The following is an 18561-nucleotide window of genomic DNA, read 5'->3' as shown; positions in this document are numbered from 1 at the left end:
TGAGATGCTGGTCCCTGTCACACGGTGACGGCCTCGTACGGTCCGGCACACGACAGTCCTGCAGAGACGGTGCTGGAGGCTGGCCGGCAACGAGGGAGGCCAACGGGATCGAAATTGTTCGGGGAGCTCAAGGGCGTCTGCCGCTAACGCCAATTCGCCGCGGGTAGGAGCGGCTCGGGGTGAGCCGCCGCGTGTTCGGGTTAGGCGACAGGCGCGCGGCATTTGGGCCCTAGGCGTGGTCATTGTCGTCACCGATCCGCGGAACGGCGCTTCGTGGTTTTCCTGCTCGGCTCTCGGATCAAGTCGCCGTCATCCGGACCACGTTTGACGTACTGGAATCCCTTCGCAGTGTTGGGGTCGTAGTGCACCACCTCTCCTCGGGCTCGGAGATTGCTCTTCCAGATTGTCAAGACATGTTGATCCTCGCGGCTAACCTCTTTGCCGCTCCTGACCCGACCCTCAAAGCGGAGCATTCTGATGACAAATGCCCAACGGTGCTCGATGTTCACTTCCCAAGGGATCAGGTCGTCGTTCCGAGCGATTCGGCGCTCCCAGCCGCGGCGGCGCCGCAGGTTGCTGAAGGCCGACTGTGACATCTCCAGACGGTACTTGCGCAGATACTCGTCGGCCATCCACTGGTAGGTCCGTCCTTCGTCGAACCAGCGCCTGACTTCCGTCTCGTCTTGGATCTTCGTGGCGGGCATGGTCCGATAACCTCCTCGCTGGTGGGATTTGCTCGATGCCGAAGCGGCGGCTCAGGTGGCATCACGACCCTGCTGGGCGTATCGGGGGGCCATGGCCTCCATCTGCTCCATCACGAGCTTGATGGCGCCTGGCTGCTGGTCGGGCGGGTAGCCGTGCTTGATCAGCAGCCGCTTGATGGAGGTGCGCAGTTTGGCGCGCACGTCCTCGCGGACGGTCCAGTCGGTGCGGATGTCGCGCCGCATGATGGCGACGAGTTCGCGGGCGATATCGGCGAGCACCCCTTCGCCCATGACGTCGACGGCCGACTCGTTCGTGGTGACGGCGTCGAAGTATGCGAGCTCGTCCTGGTCTAGCGGTGGCGTAAACATCGCACCCCGCGAGCCTTCGGCCACGACGTCCTTGGCGAGCTCGATCAGCTCGGCGATGACCTCGGCCGAGGTCAGCTGCTGGTTGGTGTACTTGCGCATCAGCTCGGCGATCCGGTACGAAAAGGCTTGCTGTCGCAGCGTGTTCGTCCCCGTCGCCTTGACCGATTCCTTGGCGACGAGGTCGCGCAGCGCCTCGATCGCCAGGTGCGGGTTCTCGGCCTGCTGCGCCTTGGTGACGAAGTCAGGCCCGAGGTCCATGAGACTGGGCTTGGGCATCCCGGCCGCCTCGTAGATGTCGAGGACCTCACCGGTCTCGGTGCTCTCGGCGATGAGGGCGCCGAGCAGTCGCTGGATGTCCTCGGGGATCGGCTCGCCGCGTGACTGCCGCTCCTCGGCGTCGAGCTTGGCCATCCACACGCGCACTTCCTCGTAGAACTTCGCGGTCGGCCGCAGCGCGTCTAGATCCGGCGAGGTGGCGGACACGGCCCAGGCGCGGGCAAACTGGCTGCTCAACCGGCGGTATGCCGCCGCCAGCGTCTCGCTGTCGCCGAACTCGGCGTACTGCCGCACCTCGTTGCCAGGCGTGCGCGGGTCGCGCAGGTAGTTCACCAGGTGCTTGACGACGTACGCGTACGCCTTCTGGTCACCCCGTGATCGCCGGTCGGAGTAGTCGGCCCGCCAGTCGTAGCCGGAGACGAGCCGGTCGAGCTGGCCGATGAGGTCTTTCGTCAGGTCGACGGCGGCGCTGATGTTCCGTCCCAACGGCTTGCTCGCCTGGTCCTCGGGCGAGTACTCGGCCAGGGCCTTGTGCAGGTTCTCCGCGAGCGGGGCGTAGGCGACGAGCAGCCCGTCCTGCTTGCCGCGGAAGGTCCGGTTGACCCGGGCGAGGGTCTGCATGAGCAGGGCGCCCTTGAGGGGCCGGTCGAGGTAGAGGGTGTGCAGCGGCGGCGAGTCGTAGCCGGTCAGCATCATGTCCTTGACGATGACGATCTCGAGCTCGTCGTCGGGGTCCTTGAGGCGGGCCTTGATGACCTTGTTCTGCGACTCGCGGCGCACGTGGTTCGACACGGGCGGGGTGTCGGTCGGGTCGCCGGTGTAGACGACTTTGATGACGCCCCTGTCGATCTCGTCGGCGTGCCAGTCGGGCCGCAGCGCGATGATCGCGTCGTAGACCTTCGCGCAGATCTCCCGGGTGCCGCCGACGATCAGGGCCTTGCCCGGCCCGGAGATGAACGGCCACATCGCGTCGCGGCGGGTCTCCCAGTGCCCGACGAGGTCCTCGGCGAGCTTCGCGATCCTTGCCGGCGCGCCGTAGACGGCGTTGACGACGGCGACACTCTTCTCGATCCGATCCCGCTCCACGTCGTCGAGGCCCGTGGTCAGCTCGTCCGCGGCGGCGTCGAGCTGGTCCTCGCTCACCCCCTCAGCGAACGACACCTTGATCAGCCGCGGCTCGAAGTGCACCGGCACCGTCGCCCCGTCGCGGACGGCGCGGCTCAGGTCATAGATGTCGATGTACTCGCCGAACACTGCCTGCGTGTCTCGCTCCGCGAGGGAGATCGGGGTGCCGGTGAACGCTATGAGCGTCGCCCGAGGCAGGGCGTCCCTGAGGTGACGGGCGTATCCGTCCAGGTCGTCGTAGTGGCTACGGTGCGCCTCGTCGACGATGACGATGATGTTGCGCCGGTCGGACAGCAGCGGGTGGGATTCTCCGGCGTCGCGCTCCTCCTTGGACAGGCCGAACTTCTGTAGCGTCGTGAAGTAGATCCCACCGGTGGTCCGCTCGGACAGCTCCCGGCGCAGGTCGGCGCGGCGGGTGATCTGCCGCGGCTCCTCCGCGAGCAGCAGGCTCTGGCGGAACCCGTCGAACAGCTGCCCGTCGAGCTCGGTCCGGTCCGTCACGACGACGACGGTCGGGTTGAGCAGCTTCGGATGCCGCTGCACGTAGTGGGTGTAGAGCTCCATCTCCATCGACTTGCCGGAGCCCTGCGTGTGCCACACGACGCCGGCCTTGCCGTCGGACTCGACCGCCTGGATCGTGCGCCACACTGCCTTGTTCACGGCGAAGTACTGGTGCGGCTTGGCGATCCGCTTGGCCAACCCTTCGGCGCCCTGGTCGTATGCCGTGAAGTTGCGCAGGAGCTGAAGGAACCTCTCCTGGTTGTACACGCCGTCGATGAGGTGATCCAGGCCGGTGCCGAGATTCTCCAGCCCGCTGGTGGCGCCGAACCCGAGCTCCTGTCCGTCGTCGTCGACATTCCACGGCGCGAAGTGGTTCAACGGAGTGAACGGCGTCCCGTACCGGGCAACCACCCCGTCCGTCGCGACCGTGAACACGGCGAACCGGAAGCACATCGGCAGCTCCCGCACATACGTCTGCAGCTGCGCGTGCGCGGCCGCGACGTCCGCCGTCTGGGTGCCGGCCTTCTTCAGCTCGACGATCGAGACCGGCAGCCCGTTGCAGTACAGCACCAGGTCGAAGCGGCGCTCCACGTCGCGGGAGCGGACCGTCACCTGGTTCACCGCGAGCCAGTCGTTCTCACCCGGGTCCGTGCTGACCAGCCGGATCGTCGGGTTGTGCTCGGTCCCGTCGGAGTCGATCCAGTTGATGCCGCGGTAGCCCTCGACGAGGAACCGGTGCGTCCGGTGGTTCTCCGTCAGCGCGTCCCCCGAGGTTGGACGCAGGATCTCCGCGGCGCCCTGCTTGAGGTAGTCCGGCGGCACGAGCGGGTTCAGCTCCCGCAGCTTCGCGAGCAGGCGCGACGGGATGACGAGCTCGTCCCACGACTCCCGCTCGCCAGAGCCCGGCGCGATCGACTTGCCGTCCCGCGGCACCCAGCCGTGTTCAGCCAAGCCCTCGAGCGCGAGCGTCTCCCACTCGGCCTCCGAGAACCCCGACCCGCCGAAACCCCCGACATCCCCCGTCATGTCACACGACCCCCTCGACGACCCGCACCGCGTCCCTGACCCTGATCTTGCCCGACATCAACTGCGGCAGCAGTGTGTCGCGAATGGTGGCTAGCTCTGAGCTCTCTCGGCTGGCAGCTCTGGCGCGCTCATGGAGTGGGTCTATGGTCGCCGCGAAGTCCTTGTAAGCCGGAGGATCCGGGAGACGGACCTGGAGGGCCTTGAACCTTCCTCGGCTGAGCTCGAGGAAAGTGGCGCCATTCGCGTGACTGAGGAACTCAGGCACGCGGCTGCGCATCTCGTGGAACAGCCACCACTGCGCCTCGGGGTCGTGGGCATTCACCACGATGAACCCTTGGTTGACCGCCATCGGGACCTGGGCGATGGCGAAAGCGCCGATCGTGGCCCGAGACGTCATCAGGATCGAGCCTTCGGGATGCAGCTCGGATGCACACGCAGCCAAGCCGTCATCGGTGATGAGCCTGCCCGTGGACTCGAGGTACGGAACGCTCAGGTTCGTCACATCGGTCGGAGTGGCCCAATGGACCGACCCGCTCCAGTACTCCTCGACCTTGGTGCTCGGGGTGCCGCCTCCCTTGACGACCGCCACCTCGGCGAAGGTCTGAGATGGCTGAATCCCCCTTACGCGCATCGCAAACAAGGAGTCGGCCAACTCAACGGCCGTGGACGCCAGTCTGGCGTTGGCGGCGACCTTGTCGTCGAGCGCCCTCAACACCTCCGCAATCGCCCGCTGCTTGTGGACGTTCGGAACTTCGGCGACGTAATCGTAAATCCGCGAGGGGCTGGTGTGCCTGACAGTGCTTCCAGAGGCTGTGCCGAGCACATGGGCTCGGTATTTGTCCGTCCGGAAGAGGTAGTTCAAGAAGGTTCTGTCGACTCTCTGGGGGTTCATGACCTGCACCAGCCCAATGCGTTGGTTATGCAAGTAGACCCGATCATCGGGCACGATCGCAGGCAGCCCCAACGTTGCTCCCTCCTTGCTGAGATCGGTCATCGAAACGATCAAGTCCCCTGCCTGTAGGCAATACTCGGCCGGAAAGTCACCGCGGAACGTCTTTGTCTTGGCCGCTTTGAAGCCCCCGGTGCGGGCGAAATTCCCCGGTGTCACAAGGGTTGGCAAGTTCTGGTCCTCGACAAAGCCCTCCCCTGGGAATGCATAGCCGTGCTTGATCATCAAGACATCGCCCAGCCGTACACGACTCCACTCAGACATGGATCCTCCCGAGCTGTTCGCGCACGGCGGCTTCGAGGCGGGCGGATTCGTCGAACTGGGCGAACAGCTCCTTCGTGAGTCGTTGGATCTTCTCGTCGATGGGTTCGCCGTCGTCCTCGGCTTCGGCGGCGCCGACGTAGCGGCCGGGGGTGAGGGCGTAGTCAGCCGCCTTGATGTCCGCCAAGGACACGGTCTTGCAAAAGCCGGGCACGTCGGCATACGTCAGCTCCCCTGCGACCGCGGAGGTGGTGCCGCGCCAGGCGTGGTAGGTGCCGGCGATCTTGGCGATGTCGTCGTCGGCGAGGGCGCGTTCGGCGCGGTCGACCATGTAGCCGAGCTCGCGGGCGTCGATGAAGAGGACCTCGCCGGACCGGTCGACGGTCCCGTTGGCACCTGCCGTCTTGTCCTTGGCGAAGAACCAGACGCAGACGGGGATCCCGGTGCTACGGAACAGCTGGGTGGGCAGGGCGACCATGCAGGCGACGAGGTCGGCCTCGACGAGTTGCGCGCGGATCTCGCCCTCACCGCCGGAGTTGGATGACATGGACCCGTTGGCCATGACGACGCCGGCGCTGCCGCCGGGGGCGAGCTTGCTGATGATGTGCTGGATCCAGGCGAAGTTCGCGTTGGTGGCGGGCGGGACGCCAAAGCGCCAGCGGGGGTCGTCCTCCTTGCGGGCCCATGCCTTGATGTTGAAGGGCGGGTTGGACATGACGTAGTCCATCTGCACGTCGGCGTGCAGGTCGATCGCGAACGTGTCGCCCCAAACCGCGCCGAGGTTGCCGTTCAGGCCGTGGATGGCGAGGTTCATCCGGGCCAGGCGCCAGGTGCGCTCGTTGAGCTCCTCCCCGTAGATCGAGATCGCGGTCTTGTCCTGGTGGTGTGCGGCGAGGAACTTCTCCGCCTGCACGAACATGCCACCCGACCCGCAGGCCGGGTCGTAGACGCGACCCTCGGTCGGCTCGAGGACCTCGACGAGCGTGCGCACCACGCTGGGTGGGGTGAAGAACTCGCCGCCGCGCTTGCCCTCGGCGCGGGCGAACTTCTCGAGGAAGTACTCGTAGACCTCGCCGAGCAGGTCGCGGGCCTTGGAGACGCCTTGGCCGGTGAACCGGGCGGAGTTGAACAGGTCGATCAGCTCGCCGAGCCGGCGCTGGTCGACGTTGTCTCGGTTGTAGATCCGCGGCATCGCGCCCTTGAGGGACGGGTTGGCGCCGATGAGCAGGTCGACGGCCTCGTCGACGAGCTGGCCGATGTTCTTGTGCGGCTGCCCGTCCTGGGCGGGCAGGCCCTTGGCGTGCTGGGCGAGGTAGCCCCAGCGGGCCGTCGGCGGTACCCAGAACACGGCGTGGGCGGTGTACTCGTCCATGTCGTCGAGCAGCGGCGCGATCTGCGCCTCGTCCCACCCGTCGGCGGCGAGTTCGTCGCGGATCTGGCCGCGGCGCTCCTCGAACGCGTCGGAGACGTACTTGAGGAAGACCAGGCCGAGGATGACGTCCTTGTACTGCGAGGCGTCCATCGACCCGCGCAGTTTGTCGGCCGCCTTCCACAGGGTGTCCTTGAGCTCCTTCATCGTCGACGGCGCGGCTGAGCGCGCAGGGTCGACCTTCTTCCTCGGCGGCATGGTCAGGATCCTTCCGTGGTGGGCGAGTTCGTGCGCGGCGGGTGAGCTGGTGTGTCGGGTTGCGGTTCGGTGTCGTATGCCGGCGTGCTGGTTGGCGGGGCCGTGATCGTCAGCGCCCCGGCGGTCACGCCCTCGGTGACGGCGGCGGCGAGAGCTTCGACCTCGTCGAGTCGAGTGCGCAGTTCCTGCCGCTCCCGCTCGAGGGCCGTGAGCGTCGCGGCGAGGTGGTCGCGCTGCTGGCTAGGAACTCGGCGGATCGGCCACCGGCGCCAGTCCGGCCGCCGCGTCGCGCCGGACTCCTCTGGGGTGCCGATGGCATTGATGTCGCTGGCGAGGACGTCGGGCAGCAGGGGCGGCCAGCCATGGTCCGGGTGGCGGCTTATCCGTGCGACGCGGGCCGGGCTGACGACGACGGACCCACCGTCGTGGTCGACGATCGCTGCGATTCGCGGCGTGGTGCAGAAGACGACGTCGCCGGCCTCGGTGAACCGCGCGGACGGGTAGGTGCCGGCAAACGTCAGCACGTCGATGCGGCGCTCCTCGAGCGACCGGGCCCCGAGCAGCTCGTCTGGCCCGATCGCGACGCGCCCGTCGGCAGCGGTCAGATGTTCTGGGTCAATTCGGTTCCCGGAGATGATGCGGCACTCGCCGGCAGCCACCGCGTCCCCGAGGGTGCGCTGCGGCGCGGTTGCAGGCTCAACGGCCTCGGTCGGCTCGACTCTCAGGGCGGAGGCTTCGGAGTGGAGTTCGTTCGCCAGCCGGTCGATCAGGGCAACCAGCTCAGTGCCAGAAGTGCGGCGCCTGACGGGAGAGTGCGGTCTGTCAACGAGGGGCCGGCTCCCCGGCAGGAGCGACGCCGTGCGAACGCGTCGGGAGAACCGGAACGCGTGACGCCGCACGGCCGCGTCGTTCTGCATCGCCGCGACGATGTCGGTGAGGAGGTCCTCGACGGTCGTCGGAGTGAGCTCGCGTTCAGAAAGGTCCGCGGTGACGGTCCATCGGTCTCCGACGGCAACATCGGGGTGCGCCGGGCCGAGCGCCCACAGTGCGAGGTGCCTGCGCGGCGAGCGGATGAGAAGTCCCTTCGGCAGCCGGACCGCCGCGCGCAGCCGGTCGGAGCGCAGGACCGCATCCCGGGCTCGGTCCACCGCGTTGGAGCCAGGGCGGTCCGTCAGGGCGGTCGCGTGGCCGATCACCACGATGCGCGAGTCGTCGCGCAGTTGGACGACGAGGTCGGCGATCGCGTCGAGGACCTCGACGTCACTCATTGATGGTCGACCGGCAGGTGGGAGCTGGAGGACGTGGATCGCACCGCCCGTGTGGTCGGGAATCGCGAAGTCGCCCGCGTCATCGACGAGCACGTCTACCCGGTGCAGGTCCTGGACCCGTAGGCGGCGGCGCACGAGACGCGCCGATCGGGTGTCGAGCGCGACGGACGCGAGGCTGGGAGCCGACTCTCCGGCATACACCCGGGCCGTGGCGAGCAGCAGGTCACCGCTGCCGTCGGTCACGTCGACGAAGACGGGCGAGACCATGCCGCTCTCGGACGCCAGCGCCGAGGCGAGACTTCCGACCATTGCCTGAGCGTCGGCCCTGAGGGCAACCGCCGCGTGGCCCGGCAGGGTGCGAGCAAGCTGCTGACGCAGCAGGAGCTCGAACGCCGAGGCGGGGGAGTAGGACGCGTCGGCCAGCGCCTCAGCGTGAGCAGCCAAGACCGGGCCGGCTGCGCCCAGTGACTCGATCTCTCGGCGGAGGAACGTGTCGTCCGAGTCGATCTTGTCAGCCAACGAGCTCAGCGAGGAACCATCCAGGTCACCCAGAGGGTTGCCCGTGACTGCCGCAAGGCACAGCAGTGCGGTCAGACCGTCGAACGAGGTCGTCTCGTCCACGTCGGGGATGGCGGTGAGTTGGGCATGCGCGGCGAGATCATCGCGCGCCTCGGGGTTGTTGCCACGGCCCGTCGCCGCGAGGTAGTCGACAACCTCGAAGGCGTCGAATCGCTCCTGGCCGGCGGCGACGGCGACAGGCTTCGGGAAGGGGTGGCCGGCGAGCTCACGGTTGCGCCACATCGACACGACGGGGCGACGGACACCTGCGAGGCGGGCCACGTCGGAGAGGGAGAGCTGAAGGGTCGATAGGTGCGACATGTACCCCTCTCCGGTGGCGGGCCCGGTGTGTCCGGGTTCGTGCGGCAACGCTAAACCCTATGGCGGAGATCAATCGACCGAACACTGATAACACTGGTTATCAACCATCGAGCGAGCGAGACAGGGATTGGGAAGCCAGTCTCGGGTCAACGGCAGCGACGGTCGCAGCCGATGGACCCCAGGAGGGCCACCATGCACGAGAACTCGGGCCCCACACTTCCGGCGGCATCCTTCGACCCCGCCGCCAGCGCACTCGTCATCACCCAGCTCACGGTCGTCGACCCGGCTGTCGCCACCGAGGCGCTGCGCTGGTCGACCGGTCGCCGCGGCGTCGCGGTGCCGGCCATGGAGATGGCCGGCGTTGACCTCGGCGGCTTCGTCACGCAGGCCCTCGCCGTCGGGGCGCAGGCCATCGCGTCCGCCGGTGGAGCACAGGACACCTTCGAGCTGGAACGGCTCGTCGCTGACGTCGCGGCCCGCACGGAGGCGTCCAGCGCCCAAGCCGCCGACGTCACCGGATCCGCGGTCAAGGCCGCTGCCGAGGCGGTCGCCAAGGCCACGGACGACGTGCGCAAGGTGATCGCTGAAACCGGCGCCTCGACGCGCGCGGCATACGCCGAGACGGTCAAGTCGACGACGGATGGGCTGCGCGCCGATGTCGAGCGGATCTTCGGCGGCGAGAACCCTGAGCTGCTCGCCAAGCTGGGGCCGGTGCTCGAGTCCGTCGGCCGCAAGATCGGCGACCAGGCGTTCAAGCAGACCGACGAGCTGCTAGTCAGGGTCAGTCGTCAGTTCGACCCCGCCGATCCGACGTCGCCGTTCGCCAAGCAAGCCAAGACGCTCGCAGACCAGCAGCAGGTGCTGAGCGATGCGATGGACAAGAACCACCTCGCTCTCGTCGGCAAGGTCGACGAGCTCGCCAAGGCGGTAGAGGTCCAGAAGGCCGCAGCCGCGGCTGTCTCGCGCACCGCGAGCGTCACTCCCCTCAAGGGAAGCATCTTCGAGTTGGAGGTCAACGCGGTCATGGAGGGCATCGCAGCCGGCCTCGGCGACGAGTACACCGACATGGGAGGACTCATGGGCACCATCCAGCGCTGCAAGAAAGGCGACGGCGTCCTGACCATCGCGGGAGGAGCCGCCCGGGTCGTCCTCGAGATGCACGACTCCACGGACGGCCGCATCTGGAACGACTACCTCGACGAGGCGGAGCGCAACCGCACTGCGGCCGCGTCGATCGGCGTCGTCCGCACCGCGGAGCAGAACAAGGGGCAGACGATCCGCGTGCTCGGAGCCCGCCGGGTCGTCATCGCCTTCGACCCGGCAGCAGACGACAGCGACCTGCTACGCACCGTGGTCCAACTCATGCGCGTCAGTGCGCTGGCCGCCGCGTCGCGGCGCGACGTCGAGGGGCTCGAGACCGCCGAGGAGGAGATCGTCGCTGCGATGGGTCTGCTCGATCGAGTCAACAAGATCCGAACCACCTCCGGATCGATCCGCAGGGGCGCTGACGCCATCGACAAGGAGTGCAACACCGTGCAGACGGGCGTGGAGGGGCACCTGTCGCGGGCGCTCGATGCACTGGCCGGCGTCGCGATGGAAGCGGCCGACCTCGAAGCCGACTACACCCCCGAGACCGGGCGCGCCAGCGGCGCTGCCTGAAAGACGCGGGCCGGTCGCTGCGGAGGGGTGGCGGCTGGCCCGCTCAGCTTGACCAAGAACGAAATCCCGGGTGCTGCGGCATGTGGCGCCCGACAACTGAAGGAAGAAACATGAACATCAAGCACGTCATCGGATACGGAGCCACGGCTCTGGTCGCCCTCGGCATCGGTGCGGCCTCCGGGTCAGGCGGGAGCGGCGAGAGCTCCGCCACAGCGGCCCTGGCGACGGCACCGACCGTCACTGTCACTGCGCCCGCCCCCGAGGTGCCGCAGGAGACCATCGCGGGTCCCACCGTCACGCAGACCGTGGAGGTGCCTGGCCCGACCAAGACGGTGACGGCACCACCGCCGCCTCCGGCAGTCGCAATGGCGGGAGACGGCACCTACCAGGTAGGAGTCGACGTCAAGCCCGGCACCTACGTGTCCAAGAAGCCCGAGAGTGGAAACTGCTACTGGGCCAGGCTCACGGGAGGAGACAGCCTCGGCTCGATCATCGACAACGGCAACAGCGCCGGCCAGGTCGTCGTCACCATCAAGAAGAGCGACAAGTTCTTCGAGTCCAGCGGCTGCAGCGACTGGACCAAGCGATGAAGGCTGCAAGCGCGCGCAACCAGCGCTCCGTCGTGCGGATCGTGGGAGCGCTCATCCTCGCCATCGCGGCCATCGGCGTCTTCTTCGGGATGGCGCCCCGGAGCACGACGAGCGACGCCGCCATCTCGAGCGTTCTGCTCGACGACAGCATCAACCAAAAGGCTGCCAGCGGCGCACCACAGCAGTCGGTGGTCAATGGCTGGACTGCGAGGGACCTGCTCACGATCATCGCGCGACAGGGCGAGCAGCGCGACGACAGGCCAGCGGCCCTCCTGACCCTCCTTGTCCTGGGGATGGCCATGTACGTGAGCACGTCGGCCACCCAACGGCGGCCCCGGCGTCGCGCATCCGAGTCGGTCAATGACGAGTCATCGCCTTCGTCGCCGCACCTGGGCACGAATGGCGCGGCCTCGTGAAATGCCCGAGTATCGGCGGTCAGAGCTGGTGAGCCTTCGCCGTCAACTCGTTGGTCAGCGCGTCGTAAGGCCCGAGAAAGCCCCTTGGACCGGACACGAGAGCAACCCAGCATCCCCAGCTGAATGCCACCTCACCTTGTCGATCATCTTTGTGACGACGGGCCACCGCTAGCGCGGCGCGGTTGTCGTGAGCCTTCTGCACGGATCGGTCTAGGAGAGTGCCAAGACCTCGGGCAGGGACGTTTCCGCGCGGTTGGGGTCTGCTCCGGGTCGCGACACGAGGACGGGTCGAGATCACTTCGAAGCGCCCTTCGGGCGAGGTTTCGCAGGGCGCGGCGCGAATCTCGACTTCCTGGGGTACGTCGCATCGTTGCAGGTCAGGACGTTGTACCCCCCCTTCTGCGCACCACGTCCCCCAGGTGCGGGCGCCCGAAGGCGGTGACATTCCCGGGGATGTCTGAGAGCGACCTTCCTGCCGTGTCTACACGGCGGAAGGAGCTCATGATGAGTGTCGCGACGCAGCTGGGTCTGGGTGACCCGGAGAGTGACGTCCTGGGGGTGGCTCGGTCTCGGTGGCCGGGGTGGGTGTCGGCCCACCCGGTGCTGGGTGTGGTGGGGGACCTGCTGGAGCTGCCGGCGTGGTTGCGGCAGGCCGAGCGCGATGACGCCGACGCGGTGCTGTTGGCGTTGGCGGAGCTGTCCTCGCCTGAGGGCGGTGACGACGTCGTCGCGACTGGGGCTCTGGCGTGGGTGCTGCTTCCGGGGGTGAGTCTTCTGGCTTCCCGGATGTTCACGCTGTCCCCGCGGATCGACCAGATGCTGGCGGCCGCGTTGTGGATGGAGGCGCGGACCTTCCGCTGGCAGCGGGGGCACCGGGTCGCGGCGAACATCTTGATGAATGCCCGCAAGGCGGTCATGCGGGACCTCGGTGTTGGGGCGGCGGCGGACCCGACGTGGGCGAGGACCTTCCCGGTCGCGCCGTCCGAGACGATCTGGGAGGCCATGTCGGCGGAGCCTTCCGAGCCCGCAGAGACCTCGGCGCAGCAGGAACTGGCCGAGCTGCTGGACTGGGCATGCGTGGGCGGCGTCATCACCGACGAGGACCGGTCCCTGCTGGTCGACGTCGCGCAGGCCGCTGACCGGCAGCAGACCTTGAGGTCGGGGCGTGGCCACGCGGGGCTGCTCGGCAACGGCGTCTCCGCCGAGGTCGCCGGTCGGCGGGGAGTCGCCGCCATCACGGTCCGCCGGCGCACCAGCCGCGCCATCCGCGCCCTGCGGGACGCCCGAGGTGTCACGGCCGCGAAGGTGCCGGCGTGACCGGTGACCGCCAGCCGATGCGGGCGGGCTTTAGGCGGCGAGGTGATGACAGTGACCGTGCGAGAGACCGTGCGAGAAACCGTGACAGAGACAGACCCGAGAGACGCCGAGCGCCTGATGGACCTCGCCAGCACGGAGGTCGCGACGATCGACGAGCTCGCTGCCTGCGTCGAGCGGCTGCACGAGGTGCAGCGCGCCAAGGTGGCACTCTCACGGCTCGACCCCGAGGCGCTCCGGCAAGCCCTCGACGCACGCCGCAGGGCGTCCGATGCAGGACCGTCGTGACCACCACTGCCGGCCCGCGCCGGGCGGTGAGCACGGACGAGCTGAAGCGGGCGTGGCTGGCCGTGCAGGCCGGCCAGTTCCGCAGCGGCGGCCACCTTCGGCGCGCGACCTCCCCAACCCCCGGCACGTCGACGTCCGATGTGGTGTGGGAGCCGAGCGAGCCGGTCCTGACGGTCATCGGTTGCCACGGCTGCGCCGGCGCCACCACCCTTGCCGTCGCGATCGCGACTGCCTCAGGGGCCGCGCGGGTCATCGAGTGCGCCACCGCCACCGCCTCAGGACTGGCCGCGGCAGCCACCGCGGAGCTCGGCCACACCGGCAACAGCTGGTCGCAGGGCCGGCGCGACCGGGTCCTGCTCGAGCGCATCACGGCGGACGTGACCGGCTCGGTGGACGTACCGTTGCCGGCCGCGCCGACACAACCGGTGGGTCTCAGCGTCCTTGACGTCTCGTGCGAGCTGGGTCAGCTGCTCGCTGGGTCGTCCTGGCTGGCCGAGCAAGTGCGCCGCGCGCCCACGGTCATCGCGGTCACCTCGGCGACCGTGCCGGGACTGCGCCGCCTCGAAGGGGCACTCGCCCTGCTGGATGACCACGACCTGGCCGACGTGGCCGACGTGGTGGCCGGCGTGGTCGGTCCCCGGCGCGCGCGCTGGCCGCGGGGGATTGCAGCATCCGAGGGCCCGCGGACGCGGGAACTTGAGCGGTGCGGCCGGCTCGTCGAGATCCCGACCGACACAGGGCTCGCCGCTCGAGGCCTCGATTCCCAGCCCCTCCCGCCGGCGCTGCTCCGCGCGGCGGCCACCCTGCTCCGGCTCGCCCGTCCCGACATCCACGAGAAAGACCTCCCATCATGAACGCCGCCACCGCCCAGAACGCCTCGGCCGCGTATGCCGCCCTGCCGCACAAGGTGTGCCCGGTGGCCCCACCGGGCGCCCAGGTCTATGCCGACCAGCTCATGGGTTACGTGCTGTGGGGTGTTGGGATCCTCTTCACCCTCGGGATCGTCGTCGGCATCGGCGCCGTCGTCGGCGGCCGCATCTTCGGCATGCCGCACGCGAGCAAGGCCGGCGTCGTCGGCCTCGCGATGGTGTTCGTGGCCGTCATCGGCTACCTCATCCTCCCGGGGATCGTCAGCGCCATGACCGGCAACGGGTGCGTCTGATGCGACCCGCCACCCGACCTCCCGCTCGATCCGCTGCTCTGCACGACGGCACCGCCCGCGGCTGGGACCGGCGACAATTGCTGACCGTTCTCGCCAGCGGTGTGCTGTCCGCGCTCGTCTTCCTCGTCGGCCTGTGGCTGGCGGTCTATTACGCGCTCGGTTCCCTCGGCGCATCCTCCTCACCCGGATCCCCGGCCATCGGGGAGACCACTCGAGCCGAGATCCCCGGCGATGCCGGCCGGGATGCACCGGCCGGCTCGGCGAGGGGTCAGGCGTACCGCGACCGTGTCGCTGCTGCACCGATGCTCGAGGTCGACCCGGACAGTGCCCGACGCGGTGTCCCCTCGGCCCACCCCGCCCCGACGCTGCTCATCCCGGCGGTGACGCGGACCGGCCCCTCGGGCGTCCCGACCGGTTTCCCGAAGACCCCGGCGGGGGCAGTGGCCCAGCTCGCCGCGATCGAATCCACCGTTCTGCAAGGCATGTCCATCCCGCAGGTCAACGACGTCCACCGCCAGTGGACACTGACCGGGGCCGTCGAGGTGGCCGACTGGCCGCTCACCCGCAACGTCCAGGCCTTCCTCGCCGCAGCCGGACAAGGGCAGAGCAAGGACCCCGGGGTGACGGTCAGCGTCACCCCGGTCGCCGGCATGGTCAAGGGCGTCGACGGCGACGACTGGGTGCTCGCCTGCGTCCTGCTCGACGTGCAGGCCGTCATCACGACCGACGCGCGGGTCGCCTACGGCCACTGCGAACGCATGCAATGGACCGGCGGGACGGATGGCATAAGCGCCGACGGCACCGGTGAAGCGGGAAATGGCGGGGGACGTGAGGCAGGTGGGGGCCGGTGGCTAATCGCTCCCGGACCGAGCCCCGCCCCGGCGCCGTCGACGTGGCCGGGCACCGACCTGGCCATCAAGGCAGGGTGGCGGACCTGGGTCGACGCACCCCTCGCTCCCGACGCCCGTCCCGACACTGGTGATGCGCCCGATGCGGCGCCTGGGGTTGTGCCCGCTGCCGGGGCGGCTGCCGGAAGCGTGGGGTCCTGAGCATGCTCGACCCGTTCTCCTACCTCGCATCCGCTGCAGGCAAGGTCATCGCCGACGGCTGGACGGCCGCGATGCTCGGCCTGTGGAACGCCGGCCTGTGGCTGCTCAGGCTCGTCCTGGGCATCGTCGACGACTTCACCACCCCGGACCTGAGCGAGGGCGGCCCCGCTGGGTCGCTCTACCGGGTGACGTTCTGGATCGGGCTGAGCCTCATGCTCATCCTCACGGTGGCGCAGCTCGGGATCGCCGCCTTCCGCAGGGACGGCCGCTCCATCGGGCAGGTGCTCGTCGGCACCGGCCAGTTCCTGCTCGTGTGGGTCGCCTGGATCGGTTACGGCATCGCGGTCCTCGCCGCCTGCGGCGGCCTGACCAAGGCCCTCATGGCCACGCTGCTGCATGTCGACAGCTGGGCGCAGTTCCGCCCGCTCGGCACCCCGATCGACGTCGCCGACATCTCCGACGGCACCGTCGCCACCGTGCTCGGGCTGATGGGCATCGTGCTGGTCTTCGCCGCCATCGGGCACCTGCTCGTCCTGCTGACCCGCGCCGGGGCGCTCATGGTCCTCGCCGCGACCACACCGATCTCCGCGGCAGGCCTGTCGTCCGACTTCGGTCGCAGCTGGTTCTGGAAGAGCTTCCGCTGGTTCCACGCCGCCGCGTTCACCCCGGTCCTGATGGTCCTCGTCCTCGGCGTCGGGGTGCAGATGACCTCCGGCGTCGCCACCGGGATGACGGACGACCTGCAGAAGGCCATCGGCACCGCAGTGCCCGGCGTCATCCTCATCTGCATCGGCTGCGCGAGCCCGCTCGCCCTCTTCAACCTGCTCGCGTTCACCGACCCCGGCACCTCCTCCGGCGCCGCGCTGCGCGCCGGGATGGCCGCCCAAGGCGGCCTCAGCGGAGTCCTCGCCGGCAAAAGCAGCACCGGCGACTCCACCTCCGCGGCGGCGTCGAGCACGGATGAGCACGGACGCTCCCAGGCCGAGGGCGCCGGCGAGAGCTCCACCAGCAGCCGCTTCGGCGGCCTCGCCGCAGCCGGTCTGGGTCTGGTCGCGACCGTCGGCTCCAGGGGAGCGGCGATGGGCGCGGACCTGACCAACCAGATGGGCGTCGGGGACTCCAGCTACGTCCCGGACTTCAGCTCCGACCGGCGCAACAGTCAGCAGCGCAACCAGCAGCCCAACCAGCGGCGCGACGACGACAACCCGGCGGTCAACGGCGCCGACGGCAACGGGACCGACGGCAGCAACGGCAGTGGCGGCAGTGGCGGCACCGGCGGTACGGATGGCAAAGGTCAGCCCTCGTTCCCGAGCGCACCGTCCATGCCCGCTAGGCCGTCGGGGACCGGCCCCGGGGTGACGGGGATGTCCGGCGGCGGCGAAGGCAGCGGCATACCGGCTGGTACTGCGGGCGCCGCCGGTGGAACAGGTGGAGCGGCTGCCGCGGGCGCTGTGCCCGCCGTCCCGGCATAAGAGAGAGGGAGCGTGTCATGGGTGTCATCTACTCCGACTACTCGAGGGCCCGGATCGGGTGGTTCTTCGGCCTGTCCGGGTGGCAGCTGACCACGGTCGCGCTGTCGTTTCTGCCGATCGCGTGGGCGATGCAGCAGGCGGCGTGGACGTCGGTGGCCCTTTTCACGCTGCTGTGGGCGTTCATCGTGCTGGTGACGGTGACGCCGGTCCGTGGACGGTCGGCGGTGGGGTGGGTCTTCGCGTCGCTGTCGTTCGCGGTCGGGGGCCTCGCCGGGTGGACCCGGTTCCGGTCGAAAGCGTCCACGGGAGAGGCGGATTCGCTCGAGGAGCCGGACCTGCCGGGGGTGCTCCAGGGTGTCCGGATCCACGACGGCCCCCCGCGCGGCGCCACGTCCAGCAGGGCCGCGATCATCCAGGACCACCGCTGCCGGACGTGGGCGCTGACCGCGTCGGTGATCCACCCCGGCATCGGCCTGGCCGAGCTCGACCAGCGCGAACGACTCGGCGCCGGGCTGGGGGAGCTGATCGACCTCGCCGCCCGGACCGAGCTGGTCGACGCGGTCGTGTTCCTGGTCCGGACCGTCCCGGAGGACGGCGCCGAACGCGACCAGTGGATCGCCAGGCACCGCCGCGCCACCGGACCCCTGGCATCCCGTCAGGTCAACGACGAGCTGCAGGCGAACCTCACCCGGGCCAGCGTCCGGACCGAGGCGTTCGTCACCGTCGTCGTCCCCGAGGGCCGGCTCGCCCGGGAGGCCAAGGAGTCCGGCGGCGGCCTCGACGGCCGCGCCCGCGTGCTCTACAGCCTCGCCGACGAGCTCGAGGCGCAGCTGCGCGGCGGGATGGGGATGACCAGCGTCGCCTGGCTCACCAGCCCGGAGCTGGCGCTGGCCTGCCGCACCGGCTTCGCGCCCGGTGACCGGGCCGGGATCATCGACGCCCTCGCCGGCCGCGACACCAACCCCACCGCCGACACCACCACCACTTCTCAGGGCAACCCGGGGATCAACGCGGGGATCAATGCGGATGTGCCGTGGGCGATGGCCGGGCCGTCCGGGGCGGACCCGGCCGTGCGGCACTACAGCCACGACGCGTGGAACTCGATCTCCTCGACGGTGAAGCTGCCCGTCCGGGGCGCCGCGATGGGAGCCCTCGCACCCGCGCTGACTCCGACCGCGCCGGGGGAGCGGCGCTCCTTCATGGTCTGCTACCCGATCCTGACCGCGTCGGTCGCGAACCGGCAAAGCGCCACGAGCGAGTGGGCCGCTGACATCGGCGACGAGCTGCGGCACCGCGCCAAGGTCAAGAAGCGGGCGAAGGCGAGTGACGAGAGCGAGAAGGTGCGTCGCCTCGACGCGAAGCTGGCCCGCGGCAACAGCCTCACCCGCCCGTATGCCGTCGTGACCGTCACCGTCCCCAAGACCGCCCGGGTCTCCGCGTTCGGGCGCGACCTGGACGCGTCCGTGCGACGGGCCGGTTTCGCCCCGTTGCGCCTCGACCTCGCCCAGGACGTCGCGTTCGCCGCGTCGACCGTTCCGCTCGGGGTCAGCCTCACCCGACGAGCCGATTGAAGGGGGGCGGACTGACATGACACCGCGCGACATGAATCCCTTTGACGTGAGGTCG

At 69.2% G+C, this 18561-nt stretch carries 15 protein-coding genes; 10 read left to right on the top strand and 5 right to left on the bottom strand.

What is annotated here, in order from left to right; genetic code table 11:
- Nucleotides 1–248: 248 nt before the first annotated feature.
- Genes FBY41_RS00855 through FBY41_RS00835 form a run of 5 tightly spaced genes read right to left on the bottom strand, consistent with a single transcriptional unit; the run spans nucleotide 249 to nucleotide 8985 of the window.
- Entirely contained in the window at nucleotides 249–704 is a 456-nt protein-coding gene (locus FBY41_RS00855) for a hypothetical protein (protein WP_141841546.1), read from the bottom strand.
- 51 nt (nucleotides 705–755) lie between these two features.
- Nucleotides 756–4001 (bottom strand): type I restriction endonuclease subunit R, encoded by a 3246-nt coding sequence (locus FBY41_RS00850; RefSeq protein WP_141841545.1) that lies wholly within the window; start codon nucleotides 3999–4001, stop codon nucleotides 756–758.
- 1 nt (nucleotide 4002) lies between these two features.
- The gene (locus FBY41_RS00845; protein ID WP_185748826.1) at nucleotides 4003–5175 is read right to left on the bottom strand and encodes a restriction endonuclease subunit S; all 1173 of its coding nucleotides are present in this window, start codon (nucleotides 5173–5175) and stop codon (nucleotides 4003–4005) included.
- A gap of 31 nt (nucleotides 5176–5206) precedes the next feature.
- Complete coding sequence (locus FBY41_RS00840; RefSeq protein ID WP_141841543.1) at nucleotides 5207–6838, bottom strand: class I SAM-dependent DNA methyltransferase; 1632 nt, start codon at nucleotides 6836–6838, stop codon at nucleotides 5207–5209.
- Between the two features lie 2 nt (nucleotides 6839–6840).
- Nucleotides 6841–8985: a hypothetical protein gene (locus tag FBY41_RS00835; RefSeq protein ID WP_141841542.1), complete on the bottom strand. Its 2145-nt coding sequence runs from the start codon at nucleotides 8983–8985 to the stop codon at nucleotides 6841–6843.
- 192 nt (nucleotides 8986–9177) lie between these two features.
- On the opposite strand from FBY41_RS00835, the gene FBY41_RS00830 reads away from it, so the two are divergent.
- The 10 genes from FBY41_RS00830 (at nucleotide 9178) to FBY41_RS00785 (ending at nucleotide 18506) form a co-directional block, all read left to right on the top strand.
- Nucleotides 9178–10644: a Fis family transcriptional regulator gene (locus tag FBY41_RS00830; RefSeq protein WP_141841541.1), complete on the top strand. Its 1467-nt coding sequence runs from the start codon at nucleotides 9178–9180 to the stop codon at nucleotides 10642–10644.
- A 110-nt stretch (nucleotides 10645–10754) separates the two neighbouring features.
- Nucleotides 10755–11234 (top strand): hypothetical protein, encoded by a 480-nt coding sequence (locus tag FBY41_RS00825; protein WP_141841540.1) that lies wholly within the window; start codon nucleotides 10755–10757, stop codon nucleotides 11232–11234.
- Nucleotides 11231–11650: a hypothetical protein gene (locus tag FBY41_RS00820; protein WP_141841539.1), complete on the top strand. Its 420-nt coding sequence runs from the start codon at nucleotides 11231–11233 to the stop codon at nucleotides 11648–11650. The genes FBY41_RS00825 and FBY41_RS00820 overlap by 4 nt, the downstream gene beginning before the upstream one ends.
- Before the next feature lie 504 nt (nucleotides 11651–12154).
- On the top strand, nucleotides 12155–12967 hold the full coding sequence (locus FBY41_RS00815) for a hypothetical protein (protein WP_141841538.1): 813 nt from the start codon (nucleotides 12155–12157) through the stop codon (nucleotides 12965–12967).
- A gap of 81 nt (nucleotides 12968–13048) precedes the next feature.
- Nucleotides 13049–13252 (top strand): hypothetical protein, encoded by a 204-nt coding sequence (locus FBY41_RS00810; protein WP_141841537.1) that lies wholly within the window; start codon nucleotides 13049–13051, stop codon nucleotides 13250–13252.
- Nucleotides 13249–14106, top strand: coding sequence for a hypothetical protein (locus FBY41_RS00805; protein WP_141841536.1), 858 nt, complete (start codon nucleotides 13249–13251; stop codon nucleotides 14104–14106). Before FBY41_RS00810 ends, FBY41_RS00805 begins: the two co-directional genes overlap by 4 nt.
- Entirely contained in the window at nucleotides 14103–14414 is a 312-nt protein-coding gene (locus FBY41_RS00800) for a hypothetical protein (protein ID WP_141841535.1), read from the top strand. The genes FBY41_RS00805 and FBY41_RS00800 overlap by 4 nt, the downstream gene beginning before the upstream one ends.
- Complete coding sequence (locus tag FBY41_RS00795) at nucleotides 14414–15463, top strand: hypothetical protein (RefSeq protein WP_141841534.1); 1050 nt, start codon at nucleotides 14414–14416, stop codon at nucleotides 15461–15463. The genes FBY41_RS00800 and FBY41_RS00795 overlap by 1 nt, the downstream gene beginning before the upstream one ends.
- A 2-nt stretch (nucleotides 15464–15465) precedes the next feature.
- Nucleotides 15466–16935, top strand: coding sequence for a hypothetical protein (locus FBY41_RS00790; RefSeq protein WP_185748825.1), 1470 nt, complete (start codon nucleotides 15466–15468; stop codon nucleotides 16933–16935).
- Between the two features lie 17 nt (nucleotides 16936–16952).
- Nucleotides 16953–18506 (top strand): SCO6880 family protein, encoded by a 1554-nt coding sequence (locus tag FBY41_RS00785; protein WP_141841533.1) that lies wholly within the window; start codon nucleotides 16953–16955, stop codon nucleotides 18504–18506.
- Nucleotides 18507–18561 lie beyond the last annotated feature (55 nt).

Source organism: Humibacillus xanthopallidus (genome assembly GCF_006716675.1).
GTDB lineage: Bacteria > Actinomycetota > Actinomycetes > Actinomycetales > Dermatophilaceae > Humibacillus > Humibacillus xanthopallidus_B.
Note: the sequence above shows the minus strand (reverse complement) of the source record. Positions and strands in the feature narration are given on the sequence as shown.

Excerpts from the sequence above, each read along its gene's own strand:
- FBY41_RS00855 (WP_141841546.1), bottom strand. The coding sequence starts at position 704 with ATGCCCGCCACGAAGATCCAAGACGAGACGGAAGTCAGGCGCTGGTTC.
- FBY41_RS00850 (WP_141841545.1), bottom strand. The coding sequence starts at position 4,001 with ATGACGGGGGATGTCGGGGGTTTCGGCGGGTCGGGGTTCTCGGAGGCC.
- FBY41_RS00845 (WP_185748826.1), bottom strand. The coding sequence starts at position 5,175 with ATGATCAAGCACGGCTATGCATTCCCAGGGGAGGGCTTTGTCGAGGAC.
- FBY41_RS00840 (WP_141841543.1), bottom strand. The coding sequence starts at position 6,838 with ATGCCGCCGAGGAAGAAGGTCGACCCTGCGCGCTCAGCCGCGCCGTCG.
- FBY41_RS00835 (WP_141841542.1), bottom strand. The coding sequence starts at position 8,985 with ATGTCGCACCTATCGACCCTTCAGCTCTCCCTCTCCGACGTGGCCCGC.
- FBY41_RS00830 (WP_141841541.1), top strand. The coding sequence starts at position 9,178 with ATGCACGAGAACTCGGGCCCCACACTTCCGGCGGCATCCTTCGACCCC.
- FBY41_RS00825 (WP_141841540.1), top strand. The coding sequence starts at position 10,755 with ATGAACATCAAGCACGTCATCGGATACGGAGCCACGGCTCTGGTCGCC.
- FBY41_RS00820 (WP_141841539.1), top strand. The coding sequence starts at position 11,231 with ATGAAGGCTGCAAGCGCGCGCAACCAGCGCTCCGTCGTGCGGATCGTG.
- FBY41_RS00815 (WP_141841538.1), top strand. The coding sequence starts at position 12,155 with ATGAGTGTCGCGACGCAGCTGGGTCTGGGTGACCCGGAGAGTGACGTC.
- FBY41_RS00800 (WP_141841535.1), top strand. The coding sequence starts at position 14,103 with ATGAACGCCGCCACCGCCCAGAACGCCTCGGCCGCGTATGCCGCCCTG.
- FBY41_RS00795 (WP_141841534.1), top strand. The coding sequence starts at position 14,414 with ATGCGACCCGCCACCCGACCTCCCGCTCGATCCGCTGCTCTGCACGAC.
- FBY41_RS00790 (WP_185748825.1), top strand. The coding sequence starts at position 15,466 with ATGCTCGACCCGTTCTCCTACCTCGCATCCGCTGCAGGCAAGGTCATC.
- FBY41_RS00785 (WP_141841533.1), top strand. The coding sequence starts at position 16,953 with ATGGGTGTCATCTACTCCGACTACTCGAGGGCCCGGATCGGGTGGTTC.